Source organism: Nocardia sp. CDC519, from assembly GCF_059509835.1.
In genome coordinates this window covers 4,593,778-4,610,911 of the sequence record NZ_CM183377.1, presented here as the reverse complement: position 1 = coordinate 4,610,911, position 17,134 = coordinate 4,593,778, and the positions used below count along the sequence as shown (strand labels likewise).

Annotated in this window: 10 protein-coding genes and 1 tRNA gene; 9 read left to right on the top strand and 2 right to left on the bottom strand. The window is 66.0% G+C overall.

Annotated features, from left to right (window positions below; all coding sequences use genetic code 11):
- From AC5W7N_RS20600 to AC5W7N_RS20585, 4 genes are all read left to right on the top strand, one after another.
- On the top strand, nucleotides 1-925 hold a 925-nt coding region (locus AC5W7N_RS20600; protein ID WP_495922010.1), incomplete at its 5' end, for a DUF2637 domain-containing protein.
- A complete protein-coding gene (locus tag AC5W7N_RS20595; protein WP_495922009.1) occupies nucleotides 922-1,113 on the top strand; it encodes a hypothetical protein in 192 nt (63 codons plus the stop codon). The genes AC5W7N_RS20600 and AC5W7N_RS20595, both read left to right, overlap by 4 nt.
- Nucleotides 1,107-2,423 carry a DNA cytosine methyltransferase gene (locus tag AC5W7N_RS20590; RefSeq protein WP_495922008.1) on the top strand — a complete coding sequence of 439 codons (1,317 nt, stop codon included), beginning with the start codon at nucleotides 1,107-1,109 and terminating at the stop codon, nucleotides 2,421-2,423. Before AC5W7N_RS20595 ends, AC5W7N_RS20590 begins: the two co-directional genes overlap by 7 nt.
- A gap of 1,324 nt (nucleotides 2,424-3,747) precedes the next feature.
- Nucleotides 3,748-5,199 carry a HEPN domain-containing protein gene (locus tag AC5W7N_RS20585; protein ID WP_495922007.1) on the top strand — a complete coding sequence of 484 codons (1,452 nt, stop codon included), beginning with the start codon at nucleotides 3,748-3,750 and terminating at the stop codon, nucleotides 5,197-5,199.
- Nucleotides 5,200-5,213: 14 nt separating this feature from the next.
- Here the strand turns inward: AC5W7N_RS20585 and AC5W7N_RS20580 are convergent, their stop codons facing one another.
- Nucleotides 5,214-6,146: a tyrosine-type recombinase/integrase gene (locus tag AC5W7N_RS20580; protein ID WP_495922006.1), complete on the bottom strand. Its 933-nt coding sequence runs from the start codon at nucleotides 6,144-6,146 to the stop codon at nucleotides 5,214-5,216.
- Between the two features lie 99 nt (nucleotides 6,147-6,245).
- Nucleotides 6,246-6,319 (bottom strand) — tRNA-Arg (locus tag AC5W7N_RS20575).
- A gap of 146 nt (nucleotides 6,320-6,465) precedes the next feature.
- Here AC5W7N_RS20575 and AC5W7N_RS20570 point away from each other — a divergent pair.
- From AC5W7N_RS20570 to AC5W7N_RS20550, 5 genes are all read left to right on the top strand, one after another.
- Entirely contained in the window at nucleotides 6,466-8,505 is a 2,040-nt protein-coding gene (locus tag AC5W7N_RS20570) for a bifunctional copper resistance protein CopD/cytochrome c oxidase assembly protein (protein ID WP_163814815.1), read from the top strand.
- Nucleotides 8,502-9,470 (top strand): threonine/serine dehydratase, encoded by a 969-nt coding sequence (locus tag AC5W7N_RS20565; RefSeq protein WP_163814814.1) that lies wholly within the window; start codon nucleotides 8,502-8,504, stop codon nucleotides 9,468-9,470. The genes AC5W7N_RS20570 and AC5W7N_RS20565 overlap by 4 nt, the downstream gene beginning before the upstream one ends.
- Nucleotides 9,471-9,766: 296 nt before the next feature.
- Entirely contained in the window at nucleotides 9,767-10,282 is a 516-nt protein-coding gene (locus AC5W7N_RS20560) for a single-stranded DNA-binding protein (protein WP_163814813.1), read from the top strand.
- A gap of 72 nt (nucleotides 10,283-10,354) precedes the next feature.
- Nucleotides 10,355-12,031, top strand: coding sequence for an energy-dependent translational throttle protein EttA (gene ettA / locus AC5W7N_RS20555; RefSeq protein ID WP_036534346.1), 1,677 nt, complete (start codon nucleotides 10,355-10,357; stop codon nucleotides 12,029-12,031).
- 95 nt (nucleotides 12,032-12,126) lie between these two features.
- Nucleotides 12,127-17,061, top strand: coding sequence for an NAD-glutamate dehydrogenase (locus AC5W7N_RS20550; RefSeq protein WP_195021423.1), 4,935 nt, complete (start codon nucleotides 12,127-12,129; stop codon nucleotides 17,059-17,061).
- Nucleotides 17,062-17,134: the final 73 nt, after the last annotated feature.

The following is a 17,134-nucleotide window of genomic DNA, read 5'->3' as shown; positions in this document are numbered from 1 at the left end:
TCCTGGGTGCGGGGTGGGAGAAGCGGGGACTGGCGACTACGCCGGTGCGGACGTGGTGCGCAGCGACCCCGCTGCGCACCACCACGCACCGAGCGGTGCACAGGCCAGTGCACGGACCGACGAGGAGCGCTCGGCGATCCGTTTCTTCTGGGGCGAGCTGCTGTTGGTCGCGGCGATGTCGATCGCAGGCAACATCGTCCACGCATGGATCAACGCACCCGAAGACAAGCGGTGGATCGCGGCGTTCGTGGCATGTTTCCCGCCAGTAGCGTTGCTAGCAGCAACCCACGGCGTCGGTCTGCTCGTCCGCGCCCAGGACAAAGCCCGCTTCGCCTACTGGGTAGTCGTGCTGCTCACCGCGTCGATCGCGGGTATCGCGTTCGCGCTGTCGTTCGACGCCCTGCGAGAGCTGGCCATCCAGGTCGGGATGAGCAAATCCCTGGCAGGGCTTTTCCCGATCATCATCGACGGCGCCATCGGACAGGCCACCATCGCGCTGCTGGTGCTCGCCCGACCGCCGAGCACCGCCAACGCACCGGCGATGCGCACGACCGGCGAGCCGGTGCACAAGCCCGAACCCGTACGCACCGTCTCGGTGCGCGAGGTCCACACCGAAACCCGGTCCACATCCACCGAACTGACCGCGGAACGGTCCCCAGCGGAGCTGCACACCGTCGAACCAGCCGCGATCGAAGCACCGGTGCACACGGTGCGCACCGACCGATGGGCTGCGATCGCCGAACAGATCTGCCGCGCAGACCCCGCCGGCCGACGCGACCCGGACAAGGTCGCCGAGATCCTGCGACTGCGCCACGACGCCGGGCTGTCGCACGCGCGCATCGCCGAACGGGTCGAACTGTCGGCCTCGACTGTCACCCGCACCATCAACGCCGCCGCCGAGTACACCGAAGGAGCCACGCTGTGACCGCGATCGTCAAGATGCGCCTGTCCGGGGAGCAGGACGCGATCACCATCCTTGCCGAGATGCTCACCGCCGCCGGATTCGACATCCGGCTCAGCGACCGCACCTACCCCAACCGCGGCGGATTCGGTGTCCGCGCCTACGGAGAGATCGCCGTCGGTGTCCACCAGAACCGGAGCAACCCATGCTGACCGTGACTGATCTGTTCTGCGGCGCCGGCGGATCCAGCTCAGGCGCCGTGCAGGTCCCCGGCGTTGTGGTCCAGCTCGCCGCCAACCACTGGCCCCTGGCCGTCGACACCCACAACGCCAACCACCCGAACACCGACCATGATTGTGCGGATCTGTCCCAGGTCGACCCGCGGCGCTACCCGCGCACCGACCTGCTCTGGGCATCGCCGGAATGCACCAACCACTCCGTCGCTCGCGGCCGGCGCCGCAACATCGACGCCACACCGGACCTGTTCGGCGACATCCTGCCCAACGAGGCAGCCGAGCGGTCTCGCGCCACCATGTGGGACGTGGTGCGTTTCGCCGAACACCACCGATACCGGGGCATCATCGTCGAAAACGTCGTCGACGCCGCCAAATGGGTGCTGTTCACCCCGTGGCTCACCGCGATGGACGCCCTCGGCTACGCACACCGCATCGTGTACCTCAACTCGATGCACGCCCAGGCCGCGGGCGCACCTGCACCGCAATCCCGCGACCGCATGTACGTGGTGTTCTGGCGCGCCGGGCAACCAGCACCCGATCTCGACCGGTGGACCCGGCCGACCGCATGGTGCCCAGGCTGCGACCGCGCCGTGTCGGCAGTGCAGGCGTGGAAGAACCCCGCCCGCCCGTGGGGTCGATACCGCGCCCAGTACGTGTGGCGGTGTCCATCGACCGGCTGCCGCAACAGCCTCGTCGAACCTGACTGGGTCCCAGCATCGTCGATCATCGACTGGAGCCTGCGCGGCCAGCGCATCGGCGACCGAACAAAACCGCTGGCAGCCAAGACAATCGCCAGGATTCAGGCCGGCCTCGACAAGTTCGCCAACGGTCCCACCGCGCCGCCGCTGCTGGTGCCAGTCGAAGGCCGCGACGGCAAGGTAGCGCAGCCAGCTACCGCGCCCATCCGGACGATGACCACCAGATCTGAAACCGGGGTCCTCATTCCAGCCGTCGATGGCGCGGCCCGAGGGCAGTGGGGCGTCGTCGTACCACTCCGGAACCACAACACAGCGAAGTCCACCAGCGACCCGCTCGACACGATCGCCGCCGCCGGCACCCACCACGGGCTGACCATCCCGGCACCCACGGTCGAGGACTGCGAGTTCCGGATGCTCGAACCCTACGAAATCAAGCAGGCCATGGCCTTCGACCGCGACTACCTCATGCACGGCAACCGCCGCGAGCAAGTCCGGCTCGCCGGCAACGCAGTCACGCCGCCCGCCGCACGCGACCTCATCACGGCCGTCGCCGAAGCCCTCGGCCACGAAACAACCGCCGCCGCGTAGCGTCCTACCCCGACCCGAAGGCCCGCCAGGCAGACCGCCTGGCGGGCCTTTTCCTGTGCTCGAAGTGGCTCTCGCCCAGCGATTTTGATCCGGTCCTGATCCGGATTTGATTCGGATTTGATCCGATTTTGATCCGACTCCGAGTCGTATCAAAATCGGATCAAAAGACGACCCGCACACGTCTGACCTGGTGTGTTTGGCGTCGTCTCCCTCCCTCCCCGGCCGCCACTCTCTATGGCTTCGCTGATCATAGAGAGTGGCGGCCGGGGAGGGAGGGAGCCAACACCAAACAAAGAAGAAGGAGGAGAGAAGAAGAGAAGAGAGGGAGAGGAGGGGAAAGAGAAGACCACAAGAGAAGCCCCAGTTGGCAGGGTGGTTGTGTTGAGGAGCGCCCGTTGCGTTCGCGACGCACTTGGCAAGGTGGTCCAGTCAGCTGGGGCGGCGGCGGTTACGTACGCGAGTTGGGAGCTGCACTAGTCGATCAGTGCGTCTACGGCTGCTTACGCGGCCTAACAGTCTGGCTCGCAGCGCGGCTCAGCCGTGGCCGGCGGCGCGTAGGACCACAAACTGGCGGTCGGGCTAGTCGGCCGATGACCGCGGCCGACAAGTTCGCCGCCCGCGCAATCTGTAGGCGTACCTCCGAGCACGCCTGTGCCGTGCCGACGCCGACTATCGTTGGGCTGCATGCCAGCTGAAATCGGAGCCCGCGTCTTCCTTACCCGCGCTGCACTCGAATCGCTGCCGCCGGCCCTCGGAGGTGTCACGTTGGCTAACCCCGATGGGATCCCAACCATGGGCGGTAACCATCGAGTTGTCACCGAGGACGGTGGCTGGGTCCGGATCGACGCCTTGCCCGACAGCGTCGATACGCCAGACGGCAAGACGCGATACGTCCAACTCCGGTTTCCTGCGACCTCGGTCGCGGGAGTCCACCTGTTTCCTGATCGGTGACGTCCACGCGACGGTGGACGGAACCGTCCGTCGAGCATCTCGTGTCGAACTACGGGTATGGATCCGGTGAAGCGAGTGAGTGATGCCAAGGCAATCGAGCGATGGCGGCCTGTCCGTCTCCGAGTTGCCTTGATGGTGGCCTACGGTCGACCCCAGGGGCGCCGCCGCTGTCGGAGAATCCATCGCCTCTAAGCCAGCGAGCCGAGACAGTACCCCTTCAGCAAGTGTCAGCAAGTGTCAGCCGGTCGCGCGTGAGGCTGTGATAGCGATACCACCCGCCTCCTCGTCGGTGACTGCTGGCCATCCGTCTTACCTGCAACTGTCCCGCGGCGCGATCGCAGCGTGCTAAGTCTTCGCTATGGATCAGACAAGAGTGCCGCTCAAGGTGAAGCAGCCTGCTGGTGTCTTCCCCTGCAGATGGGAGTTATCCGATGATGCAGGTCGCAGCTACCGCCCCCATGGCCAACTAGATCTGTTGGCTGGGCGGCACCCCTCTGGGAAGGTCGCCGGCGAAGTCCCTTCAGACGGCTCGGGAGGGTTTCCGGAGCGATTCCGATACGACCGACTCGCCGGCGAGCTACTCAGCGGCGCCGGATTCATGTTGATAGACGCAGTCTTAGAAGTCTGGAGTCCGCCGGGAATCCCTCTTATCTCCTTCCCTGAAGGAAATGCAAGCGTCGTTGCGCAAATGGGGCTGGTTGGACATGGTGTGCAGAATCTGCGCAGCACGAAGGTGACGTCAGTGCGGACCCAAGTCACCGGTCTCGACAGGGTTATTGAGGCGGCGCCTATCACTCAGGTGTCATTCCCGTCAGATCTCTCGTCCGGGTCGGAGATGACCTACTCGGTTAAAACAGGAAGCGACCTCGGCCCCCGGTGGCATAATGAGCGAATCGGTGAATTGAAGGTGATATTTGCCGGGTCTGCAACAGTATTTGCCAATTATCAGTTCGGCGTTAGATTTACGCCGCTTGTCCAAATTGATCTAGCGCAACCGATGGAAGTCCTAGATGTAATGAGCAAATTGGTAATGCCGCTCGTCCGGGTAGTATCGGTAGTAACTGGAAGGCATGAGGAGGTCACCTTTCTGGAAGTTACTCCCGAATCTTCGAATGGGGACGAATTCGGTTATCGCCAGGTATTTTCGCGACAAGTGAGCCAGCAACCCTACGAGCCTGAACCGGGGAAGCTGCCGACTGCCGAACGCGCTGCCCTTCGGTGTGCTCAGGGTGGCGTGTCGCTGCTCGACCTCGTTGACGGATGGAGACAATTGGCCGAGGACCAAAACCCGTTGGTGCATACGTATGACCCCAACGCCCTTGGTTCGGACCAGCATCCGCGGGCTAGATTCCTTCTGCTGGTTCAAGCTCTTGAAGGGCTATCGAACTGGGAGAAGCGACTGGAGAACCAAAACATTGCATATCGCAAGAAAAAAGACCGAGTAGTCGCAGCATGCATGGATTTTCTCACAGGCGCGAACAGGCGGTTTGTCAAGAAGAACTTCAAAGATTCGGGGGTACATCTCGCGGATCGGCTGAGGGATATGTTTGAAACCCTCCCCATCGATCCGTCTCCGTATCTGGATGGTCTTGCCATTATCCATAGAGTGAAGTCCGAGAACGAGTCGATCGACACGGTAGTCGCCGCGATTGCAAAGATCAGAAATGATCTTGCTCACGGCAATAGGACTTATCCCGTGACGGAATTGCTTGATCTTGCAAACGCTCTTGAAGTCGTGGTTCGAATGCATGCGCTTCGCGTGCTGGGAGTCGACGAGGAGGTGCAAAGGAACGCGCTGAAGACGCTACTGCGCGATAGGTGCTAGAGGGCGAAGCGCTTCTAGAGCTGGTCGCCTAGGCGAGCGCGTCTGTGTGCGTCGCGCGCGCGTTCGTCGGCGACGGATGCGCCGTAGCGGCCGAGCATCTGCCGTGACCGCCAGCCGGCGAGCATCATCAGATCCTGCTCCTGGCCGCCGTTGGCGAGCCAGTTGTGCGCGAAGAAGTGCCGGAACTGATGCGGGTGGATATGCCCGATGCCAGCTGCCTCGGCGCGCCGATCGATCATCTGCTGGATGCCGGAGGCGGTCATACGGCCACTTCGGCCGAGCCACAAGGCTGGATTGTCGTTCGCGGCATGTGGATGTCGGGCGCGGACGCGGAGGTAGCGGCGCAGCGCGGTCCGCGTCTTGTCGCCGTAGGGGAGCGTTCGCGGCCGGCGACCCTTGCCCAGCACGAGAACAGTATTTTCCGCGAAGTCGAGCGAGTCGAGGTCGAGCGGTGCGATCTCGCCGATCCGCGGCCCCGCGTCGGCCATCAGCCGAATGATTGCAGTGTCTCGACGGTCCTCGAATGAGCTGCCTTCGCATCCGGCGAGCAGCTGGCGGAGAGCATCGGCCGGTGGAACTGGAATCGGCTTCTCGGGCACGGTTGGTGGTGCCATCTTGGCGAAGGGGTCCGCTGACAGTAGTTCCTCGCGCAGGAGGTACTTGCAGAACTGCTGAAGGCTCCGGTACTGGCGGTGCGCGAACTCGGGTGTGACCGGCTTGCCGGTCCGCTTGTTCTTCCGGGTCAGTGTGTGCTCGATGTATGCGCCGATGGTTTGCCGCGTCAGCGAGGCAGGAGTCGTCGGAAGCTGCTCGGTGACCAAGTAGTCCCGGAAGTAGCGGATGTCACGGCTGTACGTGTCGATGGTCCCCTTCGACTTATTCGTCTGCCGAAGGTCGCTGGCGAAGTCTTCCAGCAGCTCGTCCAGGTCGTCCAGGTCCTGCCCCATGCACGGAGTCTACCTGAAAAGTTCCTAGCTGCTGGAGCGTTGTGCTCAGAGTTGAGAGCCCCTCCGACCGGCTATTTCTGCTGGTCAGAGGGGGTAAAGTGCCCCCGGCAGGAATCGAACCTGCGACCTAGGGATTAGAAGGCCCTTGCTCTATCCAACTGAGCTACGGAGGCAGTGGGTTCCACCATGGCCGACTTCGGTCGTGGTGTCCAGCGGAAAAGTATAGCGACCGTCCAGCTCTGGTGAGGGGGTGCGCGGGAGGGGAGTGAGGCGCCGGGCCGGGCACGCCGGGTCGGCGCTGCCGACTACCCTCAGTCGTATGTCGTCACCGCAAGGCCCGTCCACCGACACCGCTGCCGAGGTCTCTCGGCCGGGCACGGGGACGACCTTCGCGGCGCTGGGTGTGCTGGCCGGTGCGATCACCGCGGTCGTCGCCGCGCTGGTGGTCGGGCTGTCGGCGGCCGAGGCGCTGACCTTGCTCGGCATCCCCGACCCCGGGCCCATGACCACCTACGGAATGCCCGCGGTCCGCGCGCTGTCGGACCTGTTCGCGGCGCTGACCGTCGGTTCGCTGCTGTTCGCCGCGTTTCTCATCCCTCCGCAATCGAGCGGCCTGCTCGATGTGGGCGGCTATCGCGCGGTGCGCAGGGCCTCGAATATGGCCGTGGCCTGGGCCTGTTGCGCCGCACTGCTGGTGCCGCTGACGGTGTCCGACACCACCGGCCGCCCCGTCGGTGAGGTACTCGCGCCGACGGAACTGTGGGGCGCGATCGATCAGGTCGCGCTGGCCGGTGCGTGGCGGACGACGGTGATCTTCGCGTTGATCGTCGCGGTTGGCTGCCGCCTGGCGCTGCGCTGGGGCTGGACCCCGGTGCTGTTCGGCGCGGCGATCGCCACCATGATGCCGCTGGCCTTCACCGGCCACTCCTCCTCGGGCGGGTCGCACGACGTCGCCACCAACAGCCTGATCCTGCATCTGATCTCGGCCGCTGTCTGGGTGGGCGGACTCTTCGCGGTGCTGGCGCACGCGCTGCGTGATGGCACCCACACCGAGATCGCCGCGCGCCGATTCTCCGGGATCGCGACGGTGGCGTTCATCGTCATCGCGGCTAGCGGTGTGATCAATTCCTGGGTGCGGGTGCCGCTGGATGAGTTGTTCACCAGCACGTACGGCCGGCTGGTGCTGGCCAAGGCCGCCGCGCTCGTCGTGCTCGGCGTGTTCGGCTTCTTCCAGCGCCGGGCGGCGCTACCCGCCCTGGCCGCCGATCCGAAGGACCGTTCCGCGCTGATCCGCTTCGCGGCGGTCGAGGTGCTGATCTTCGCCGCGACGATCGGCCTGGCCGCCGGACTCGGCCGCACTCCGCCACCACCGCCGCGCAGCGTGCCGACCCCGGTCGAGGTGGAACTGGGCTACGAACTGGCCGGACCGCCTACCGTGACGCGGCTGCTGTTCGATTGGCGCTTCGACCTGATCTTCGGAACCGCGGCGATCGTGCTCGCCGTGCTGTATCTGCTCGGGGTGCGGCGGCTGCGCGCGCGTGGCGACGCGTGGCCGATCGGGCGAACCATTGCCTGGCTGTCGGGATGTGTGATCTTGCTGTTCACGACCTCCTCGGGGGTCGGCAGGTACATGCCCGCCATGTTCAGCGTGCACATGGGTGCGCATATGGCGTTGTCGATGCTGGTGCCGATCCTGCTGGCGCTCGGCGGCGCGGTGACCCTGGCGCTGCGCGCGCTGCCGCCGGCCGGGCGCGGCGGTGTGCCGGGTCCGCGCGAATGGATCCTGGCGGCGGTGCACAACCCGGTGTCGCGGGCGCTGACCCAGCCGGTGGTGGCCTCGGTGATCTTCGTCGGCGGCTTCTACGCCCTCTACCTGGGCGGCATCTTCGACAACTTCGTCGACTCGCACGCCGCGCACCTCTTGATGAACCTGCACTTCCTGCTCAGCGGCTACCTCTTCTACTGGGTCGTGATCGGCATCGATCCCAAGCCACGGCAGGTGCAGCCGCTGACCAAACTGGGCATGGTGTTCGGTTCGCTGCCGTTCCATGCCTTCTTCGGCGTCGCCCTGATGAGCACCACCACGGTGCTCGGCGGCTGGTTCTATCGCAGCCTCGGGCTGGACTGGAATACCGACCTGCTCGGCGATCAGCGCACCGGCGGCAGCCTGGCCTGGGCCAGCGGTGAAGTGCCGCTGGTGGTGGTGATGCTGGCGCTGCTGATCCAGTGGTCGCGCAGTGATCAGCGACTGGCCCAGCGCACCGACCGGGCCGCCGAACGCGATCACGACGCGGACCTCGCGGCGCACAATGCCATGTTCGCCGAACTCGCCCAACGCGACCGGGCGGTACGCAAATGACCGATCAGAAGACGTCCTCGCCACGGCAACGGCCGTTCGCCCGGGTATATCGCTCGGATGTGCGCGCGGCCCGCAGGCGGCTGGCCGGGCGGATCCGCCGCACACCGGTCTTCCACACCACGGTGACCGGCCCGGCCGGACCGGTGCCGGTCACGCTCAAGCTCGAGCACCTGCAGCACGGCGGCACCTTCAAGGCCCGCGGCAGCTTCAACGCGCTGCTGGAATCGGGCGAAGATATCGAGCACGTCGTCATCGCCTCCGGTGGCAACGCGGGGATCGCCGCGGCACTCGCGGCCGCGGCCCTCGGCAAGACGTGCACGGTGGTGGTTCCCGAGTCGGCGCCGCACACGAAGGTGGCTGCCATGTGGTCCTACGGGGCCGAGGTGCTCTGGCACGGCACCACCTACGCCGAGGCGTACGGCTACGCGAGCGAACTGGCGGTCGAACGCGGTGCGTTGCAACTACATGCCTATGACCTGCCTGCCGTGGTCTCGGGCGCCGGCGTGGTCGGGCTCGAAATCGAGGAACAGGTCCGTGGCCGTCCGCCGGTGCTGGTGGCCGTTGGCGGCGGCGGCCTGGTCGCCGGTATCGCCGCCGCGCTCGGACGCAGGCAGCGGGTGATCGGCGTGGAGCCGGAAGGGGTGCCGACGCTGCACGCGGCGGTGGCCGCGGGACGCCCGGTCGAGGTCGAGGTGTCCAGCATCGCGGCCGATGCGCTCGGAGCCTCACGGATCGGCGATATCGCCTTCGATATCGCCCGCCGCTACGACGTGGGATCGGTGCTGGTCACCGACGATGCCATCGCGGACGCGCGGGAATACCTGTGGCGGGAGTTCCGCCTGGTGGTGGAGCTGGCCGGGGCGACGGCGCTGGCCGCGATCCGCAGCGGGGTGTATGTGCCGGCGGCGGGGGAGCGGCCGGTGGTGGTGCTGTGCGGGGCCAACACCGATCTGACCACGTTCTAGGCGCATCGCCAGCGCCGAGCTCGTTGTCGCGAGATTCGGCATCGGGCGGCTGTGCGCGATACGCGCGGCCATGCGGAGCTGCCATCGTGCGGAACACCGGCTGTTCACAGCGGTCCGAGTTATCCACAAGCGGGGATTTCGCTCTGTCGTCGGTGCCGGTTCGGGCGCATGCTGGGGACGTTGCTCGCGCAGCTCATCCGCCATCGGGGCGGAGGGCCATCGGGTCTCCCGTCAGGCGAGCGCCACGCGACCGGCACAGCGTCGGGCGCCCGGGGAGTCGACGAAGGGGTGGACACATGTACGAGGCGATATCGACGGTGGTGGGGACCGTGGTCACGCAGCCGGTCACCAGGGAACTGCCGGGCGGAGAGCAGGTGCTGACCTTCCGGATGGCGAGCACCTCCCGCAGGCTCGACCGCGGCTCCGGCGAATGGGTGGACAACGGGACGTTGTTCCTGACCGTGAGCTGCTGGCGCAAGCTGGTCGCGGGCGTGGACGCGTCCATCGGCCGCGGCGATCCGATCATCGCCTACGGCCAGCTGCGGACCAACGAATACCGCACCCGAGACGGCGTCGACCGGCGCGATCTGGAGATGCGGGCCAGCGCCGTCGGTCCGGATCTGTCCAGGTGCACGGCGGTGGTGCACCGCTGGCGGCATGCCGCGAATGCCGAGGAGGCCGGGATGGGGAATACTGCTGGGCACTCAGGCGCTGATGGTCGAGAGCACGGGGGCGACGGGCAGCAGGTGGACGCGGAGATCTCCGCGCAGGCACCGCCCCGGACTCCCGACCACGAACCCGTCGACGCCTGACGCACCCGCGCGCCGAGCGTGGGCGCTGGCTCTGCTTCGATCCATCATTCCTCGCACCGATAGGCTTTGCTCATGGCTGAGTTCATTTACCAGATGAAGAAGGTTCGTAAGGCGCACGGCGACAAGGTCGTGCTCGACGATGTCACCTTGAACTTCCTTCCCGGCGCCAAGATCGGTGTCGTCGGCCCCAACGGCGCCGGTAAATCCAGCGTGCTGAAGATCATGGCCGGACTGGACCAGCCGAACAACGGCGATGCGTTCCTCGCCCCCGGCGCGACCGTCGGCATCCTGCAGCAGGAGCCGCCGCTCAACGAGGAGAAGACGGTGCGCGGCAACGTCGAGGAGGGCCTCGGCGAGGTCAAGGTCAAGCTCGACCGTTTCAACGAGATCGCCGAACTCATGGCCACCGACTACTCCGACGAGCTCATGGAAGAGATGGGCAAGCTGCAGGAGTACCTCGACCACGCCGACGCCTGGGATATCGACTCCCAGCTGGAACAGGCCATGGACGCGCTGCGCTGCCCGCCGCCGGACGAGCCGGTCACCAACCTCTCCGGTGGCGAGCGTCGTCGTGTCGCGCTGTGCAAGCTGCTGCTGAGCAAGCCCGATCTGCTGCTGCTCGACGAGCCGACCAACCACCTCGACGCCGAGAGCGTGCTCTGGCTCGAACAGCACCTGGCCTCCTACCAGGGCGCCGTGCTGGCCGTCACCCACGATCGGTACTTCCTCGACAACGTCGCGCAGTGGATCCTCGAGCTCGACCGTGGCCGCGCCTACCCGTACGAGGGCAACTACTCCACCTATCTGGAGAAGAAGGCCCAGCGTCTCGAGGTGCAGGGTAAGAAGGACCAGAAGCTGCAGAAGCGCCTCAAGGACGAACTCGCCTGGGTGCGTTCCGGGGCCAAGGCCCGCCAGGCCAAGAACAAGGCACGTCTGGGTCGCTACGAGGAAATGGCCGCCGAGGCCGAGAAGCACAGGAAGTTGGACTTCGAGGAGATCCAGATTCCGGCCGGCCCGCGTCTGGGCAACGTGGTGGTCGAGGTGGAGCACCTGGACAAGGGCTTCGGCGATCGTCAGCTGATCAAGGATCTGTCGTTCACGCTGCCGCGCAACGGCATCGTCGGCGTCATCGGTCCCAACGGTGTCGGTAAGACCACGCTGTTCAAGACGATCGTGGGGCTCGAGCAGCCCGACAGCGGCGAGGTGAAGGTCGGCGAGACCGTCAAGCTGAGCTACGTCGACCAGAACCGCGCAGGCATCGACCCGAAGAAGAACGTCTGGCAGGTCGTCTCCGACGGGCTCGACTTCATCGAGGTCGGCAATCAGGAGATGCCCTCGCGCGCCTATGTCAGCGCGTTCGGCTTCAAGGGCCCGGACCAGCAGAAGCCGGCGGGTGTGCTCTCCGGTGGTGAGCGCAACCGACTGAACCTGGCGCTCACCCTGAAGCAGGGCGGCAACCTGATCCTGCTCGACGAGCCGACCAACGACCTCGACGTCGAGACGCTGAGCTCGCTGGAGAACGCGCTCGAGCAGTTCCCCGGCTGCGCCGTTGTCATCTCCCACGACCGGTGGTTCCTCGACCGCACCTGCACCCACATCCTGGCCTGGGAAGGCGACGCTGACAACGACGCCAAGTGGTTCTGGTTCGAGGGCAACTTCGAAGCGTACGAGGCGAACAAGATCGAGCGCCTCGGCCCGGAAGCCGCACGGCCGCATCGCGTCACCCACCGGAAGCTGACTCGCGGGTAACCGCAAAGCTTTTGCCCTACCTTCCGGGTGCGGGACTAGTGTCGAGACCGGCGTCACTTTGTTACGGAACCGAATCCGAGGGAGTTGGCGAAAACATGACGGTCTCGTCGGAATTGTCCGGTGCGGCGTGGGTCGCGGGGGTGCCGCAACCGTTGCGCGGCGATCTCGCGGCGCTGGAAGAGGCATACTTCCGTCACGTCGACGCGGGCGATGTGGACTGCGCGATCACCGGGATCACCCAGATCTTCCGCAGGCATCTGGAGCTGGCGATGACGCGCAGTCCGGGCCGGGCCCTCGTCCGGGTGTATCACCCCGACGACGGGTCCGGTCTCGGCGCCGCGGTCCAGGTGGTCACCGATGACATGCCGCTGCTGGTGGAGTCGATCACCTCGTCGCTGAGCCGGATGGGAGTCAGCGTCAGCGAGGTGATCCATCCGATCTTCGAGGCCGAACGCGACACCGACGGCCGCCTGATCGACGCCAAACCGCATGAGGTGGACGCCAACGGCGAACCCGGTCTGCGGGAGAGCTGGATGCATCTGCAACTGCATCCGTCCACCAGCCGGGCGGTCCTCGACCGGGTCGAGGCGTCGATGCCGGTGGTCGTGGACGACGTGCGTCAGGTCATCGGCGATACCGCCGCGATCCGGACGGCGCAGAGCACACTGGCCGACGAGCTCGATCGGGCGGCGACCGCCGCAAAGGCGCCGTTTCCGGCGGTCGACCTGACCGACTGCGCGAATCTGTTGCGCTGGTTGGCCAGTGGTCATTTCACGGTGCTCGGTTACGCCAGGTACCGCGAGGCCGCCGACGATGACGCGCGCCCCGAGGTGGTGCCGGATTCGTGCCTCGGCGTGCTGCGTCCTGGCGTCGGCACCGATTTCGACGTCCCGGCCATCACCGGGGAGCAGCCACTGCTCATGCTCACCCAAGGACTCGTGCCCGCCACCGTGCACCGATCGGTATATCCGTACTTCGTCGGCGTCGCCGATCTCGACGAGAGCGGCGAGGTCGTCGGGCAGCATTTGTTCATCGGGGTCTTCACGGTGACCGCCGTGCACGAGAACGTGCTCGACATCCCGGTGATCTCGCGGCGGGTGCGGTCGGCGATCGAGGACAGCGGCTTCGATCTGGATTCGTTCTCCGGGCAGGGGATGCTCGAGGTCATCCAATCGTTCCCGCGCACCGAACTGTTCTCCTCCGATACCGAGACACTGCGACGCACCGCGACCGCGGTATTGAACGTCAGGCTGCGCAGGCAGGTGCGGTTGTTCATGCGCGCGGACGGCTTCGGCCGATTCGTCGCGTGCATGGTGTACCTGCCGCGCGACCGCTACACCACCGCGGTGCGGCTGGAGATGCAGGAAATCCTGGTCCGCGAATTGGGCGGGGTGTCGATCGACTACTCCGCGCGGGTGAGCGAAAGTGAGCTCGCCAGCGTGTATTTCACCGTGCGCATGCCCGAGGCCGAGGCCGGCGCGCAGGGGCAGCTGCCCGCGTCGGCGGATACCTCCGAGGAGAACAGGCTGCGCATCCAGCGGTTGCTCGATGCCGCCAGCCACACCTGGGACGATCACCTCGACGATGCGGTCAGCACGTCGACCGTGCTCGACCCTGGCGTGGTCGACCGCTACGCCGACGCCTTCCCCGAGGGCTACAAGCAGGATTTCGCACCCGCCCGGGCACTGGCCGACATCGCGCGTCTGGAGCACCTCACCGAGGGCGATATCGACCAGCATCTGTATCGCCAGCCCGACGCGGCGCCGGGCTCGTGGCGATTCAGCCTGTACATCGGTGGCACCGGCGTCTCATTGAGCCAGGTGCTGCCCGTGCTGCAAAGCCTCGGTGTGGAGGTGGTGGACGAACGCCCGTACCAGATCCAGCTCGACACGGCGACCGGCGAGACCGGCGGCGAACGCTGGATCTACGATTTCGGCCTGCTGGCCCGGGCGGAACTGCTGCGCAGCGCGCTCGATGCGGATCTCGACGCCGAACTCATGGAATCGGCCGCTCGCTCCGACGCGCTCGATGCCGAGGCCGGCGGCTTGCGCGCGCGTTTCGTGGAAGCCTTCGCCGCGGTGTGGTACGGCCGTGCCGAAGCGGATGGGTTGAACGAGCTCGTGCTGCGCGCCCGGATGCCGTGGCGCGAGGTGGCCATTCTGCGTACCTACGCCAGGTACCTGCAGCAGGCCGGTTTCCCGTACAGCCAGACCAACATCGCCCGCGTGCTGCTCAACTACCCGGAGGCGGCGCGGCTGTTCACCGATCTGTTCGCGGCGAAATTCGACCCCGACGCCCACTCCACGGAGCGGGCCGCTGAACTGGAGACGCAGGTCCGCACCCAGATCGACCAGGTGGTGAGCCTGGATGCCGACCGCATCCTGCGCGCCATCCTCGGCCTGATCTCGGCGACACTGCGCACCAATTACTACGTCACCGACGACGACGGCCGGGCGCGCGACTACATCTCGATGAAGGTCGAACCGCGGGAAATCGCCGAATTGCCCAAGCCGCGGCCACAATTCGAGATTTTCGTGTATTCGCCGCGGGTGGAGGGTGTGCATCTGCGGTTCGGTGCGGTGGCGCGTGGTGGTTTGCGGTGGTCGGATCGGTTGGAGGATTTCCGGACCGAGATTTTGGGTTTGGTGAAGGCGCAGGCGGTGAAGAATGCGGTGATCGTGCCGGTGGGTGCCAAGGGTGGTTTCGTGGTGAAGCAGCCGCCTGCGGCCACCGGGGATGCGGGCGCGGATCGTCAGGCGATGATGGCCGAGGGTGTGTCGTGCTATCGCACGTTCATCTCCGGCCTGCTCGACGTCACCGACAATGTCGACCTGGCGACCGGTGCGGTGTTGCCGCCCGCGCGGGTGGTGCGCCGCGACGGCGACGACACCTACCTCGTCGTCGCGGCCGACAAGGGCACGGCCACCTTCTCCGACGTGGCCAACGAGGTGGCCAAGAGCTACGGCTTCTGGCTGGGTGACGCCTTCGCCTCGGGTGGGTCGGCGGGTTACGACCACAAGGCGATGGGGATTACCGCTCGGGGTGCGTGGGAGAGTGTGAAGCGGCATTTCCAGGAGATGGGGATCGATACGCAGGCCGAGGATTTCACGGTGGTGGGTATCGGTGATATGTCCGGTGATGTGTTCGGTAACGGGATGTTGTTGTCGGAGCACATTCGCCTGGTGGCGGCGTTCGATCATCGGCATATTTTCTTGGATCCGAATCCGGATGCGGCGTCGTCGTTTGCCGAGCGGCGGCGGATGTTCGAATTGCCGCGGTCGTCGTGGGCCGATTACGACACGTCGCTGATCAGCGAAGGCGGCGGCGTCTGGGACCGCACGGTGAAATCGGTGCCGATCAGCCCACAGGCCAGGCAAGCGCTCGGCCTGGCCGACGAGGTGACGGCACTGTCGCCGCCCGAGCTGGTCCGCGCCATCCTGCTCGCACCCGTGCAGCTGCTGTGGAACGGTGGCATCGGCACCTACATCAAGGCCAGTACCGAATCCAATGCCGACGTGGGCGACAAGTCCAACGATGCGGTCCGCGTCGACGGAAACCAGCTGCGGGTCAACGTCATCGGTGAAGGTGGCAACCTCGGCGCCACCGCGCTCGGGCGCATCGAGTTCTGCCGCAACGGCGGCAAGATGAACACCGACGCGCTCGACAATTCCGCGGGTGTGGACTGCTCCGACCATGAGGTCAATATCAAGGTGCTGCTCGATGGCGTGGTGAGCGCCGGGCTGCTGCCGGACTCCGAGCGCAATCCGCTGCTGGCTTCGATGACCGACGAGGTCGCGCAGATGGTGCTGCGCGACAACGTCTCGCAGAACTTCCTGATGGGCCTGTCGCGCTCGGACGCGCCGCGCATGCTGAATGTGCATCGCCGGGTGATCGACGATCTGGAGCAGCGCCGCGGCCTCGACCGTGAGCTCGAGGCACTGCCCTCGGAACCGGAGATGAAGCGCAGGCATGAGGAAGGCACCGGCCTGACCTCCCCGGAGCTGGCCAACCTGCTGGCGCACGTGAAGCTCGCGCTCAAGGGCGATCTGCTCGAGTCGGATCTGCCCGACATGGCCTACTTCGCCACCCGGCTGCCCGAATACTTCCCGTCCCCGTTGCGCGGACGCTTCGGCACGGCGATCAAGAAGCATCGGCTGCGCCGGGAAATCCTCACCACCATGATCGTCAACGAGGTGGTCGACTACGGCGGAATCACCTACGCCCATCGGCTGAACGAAGAGGTCGGCGCCACCGCGAGCGATTCGGTGCGTGCGTTCACCGCCGTTACCGAGATCTTCGGGCTGCACGATATCTGGGCCAGGATCCGCACCGCCGACACCTCTGTCGCGATCCGGGACGAACTCGAGCTGGAAACCAAACGCACGCTGGACCGGGCCTCGCGCTGGCTGCTCACCAACCGGCCGCAGCCGATCGCGGTCGGCGCCGAGGTCAACCGCTACAGCCGCGGTGTTCGCGAGCTCGCCCCCAAGGTCCCCGGCTGGCTGCGCGGCCACCACGTGACGTCGCTGACCGATCGGAGCGCCGAACTGATCGCCCACGGGGCACCCACCGACCTCGCGACCGAGGTCTACGGGCTGCTGAATCTGTTCCCGTTGCTCGATGTGATCGATATCGCCGATATCACCGATCGCACCGGCGATGAGGTGGGTTCGCTCTACTACGCGCTCAACGAGCACCTGAAGATCGATTGGCTGCTCGAGGCCGTCAGCCACCTGGAACGCGGCGATCGCTGGCACGCTCTTGCCCGGCTGGCGTTGCGCGACGACATGTACAGCTCGCTGCGCTCACTCACCCTCGATGTGCTCTCCGGCGGCGACCCGGAAGAGACCGCGGACGAAAAGATTGCATACTGGGAGTCGAAGAACCAGTCTCGGCTCGGGCGTGCCCGGGCCGCGCTGTCGGAGTTGTTCGAGTCCGGCACCCACGACCTGGCCACGCTGTCGGTCGCCGCGCGGCAGGTGCGCAGCATGGTCAGTGGGGCGGGAACCCAGTCGGAGGTATCACGGTGACGAGTGTCGGATCGCTGAACGGCAATCCGCAGGCGAGGGACACGGTCGTCCTACCCAAGCGCTTTCATGCCAA

Excerpts from the sequence above, each read along its gene's own strand:
- AC5W7N_RS20590 (WP_495922008.1), top strand. The coding sequence starts at position 1,107 with ATGCTGACCGTGACTGATCTGTTCTGCGGCGCCGGCGGATCCAGCTCA.
- AC5W7N_RS20550 (WP_195021423.1), top strand. The coding sequence starts at position 12,127 with ATGACGGTCTCGTCGGAATTGTCCGGTGCGGCGTGGGTCGCGGGGGTG.
- ettA (WP_036534346.1), top strand. The coding sequence starts at position 10,355 with ATGGCTGAGTTCATTTACCAGATGAAGAAGGTTCGTAAGGCGCACGGC.
- AC5W7N_RS20560 (WP_163814813.1), top strand. The coding sequence starts at position 9,767 with ATGTACGAGGCGATATCGACGGTGGTGGGGACCGTGGTCACGCAGCCG.
- AC5W7N_RS20580 (WP_495922006.1), bottom strand. The coding sequence starts at position 6,146 with ATGGGGCAGGACCTGGACGACCTGGACGAGCTGCTGGAAGACTTCGCC.
- AC5W7N_RS20570 (WP_163814815.1), top strand. The coding sequence starts at position 6,466 with ATGTCGTCACCGCAAGGCCCGTCCACCGACACCGCTGCCGAGGTCTCT.
- AC5W7N_RS20565 (WP_163814814.1), top strand. The coding sequence starts at position 8,502 with ATGACCGATCAGAAGACGTCCTCGCCACGGCAACGGCCGTTCGCCCGG.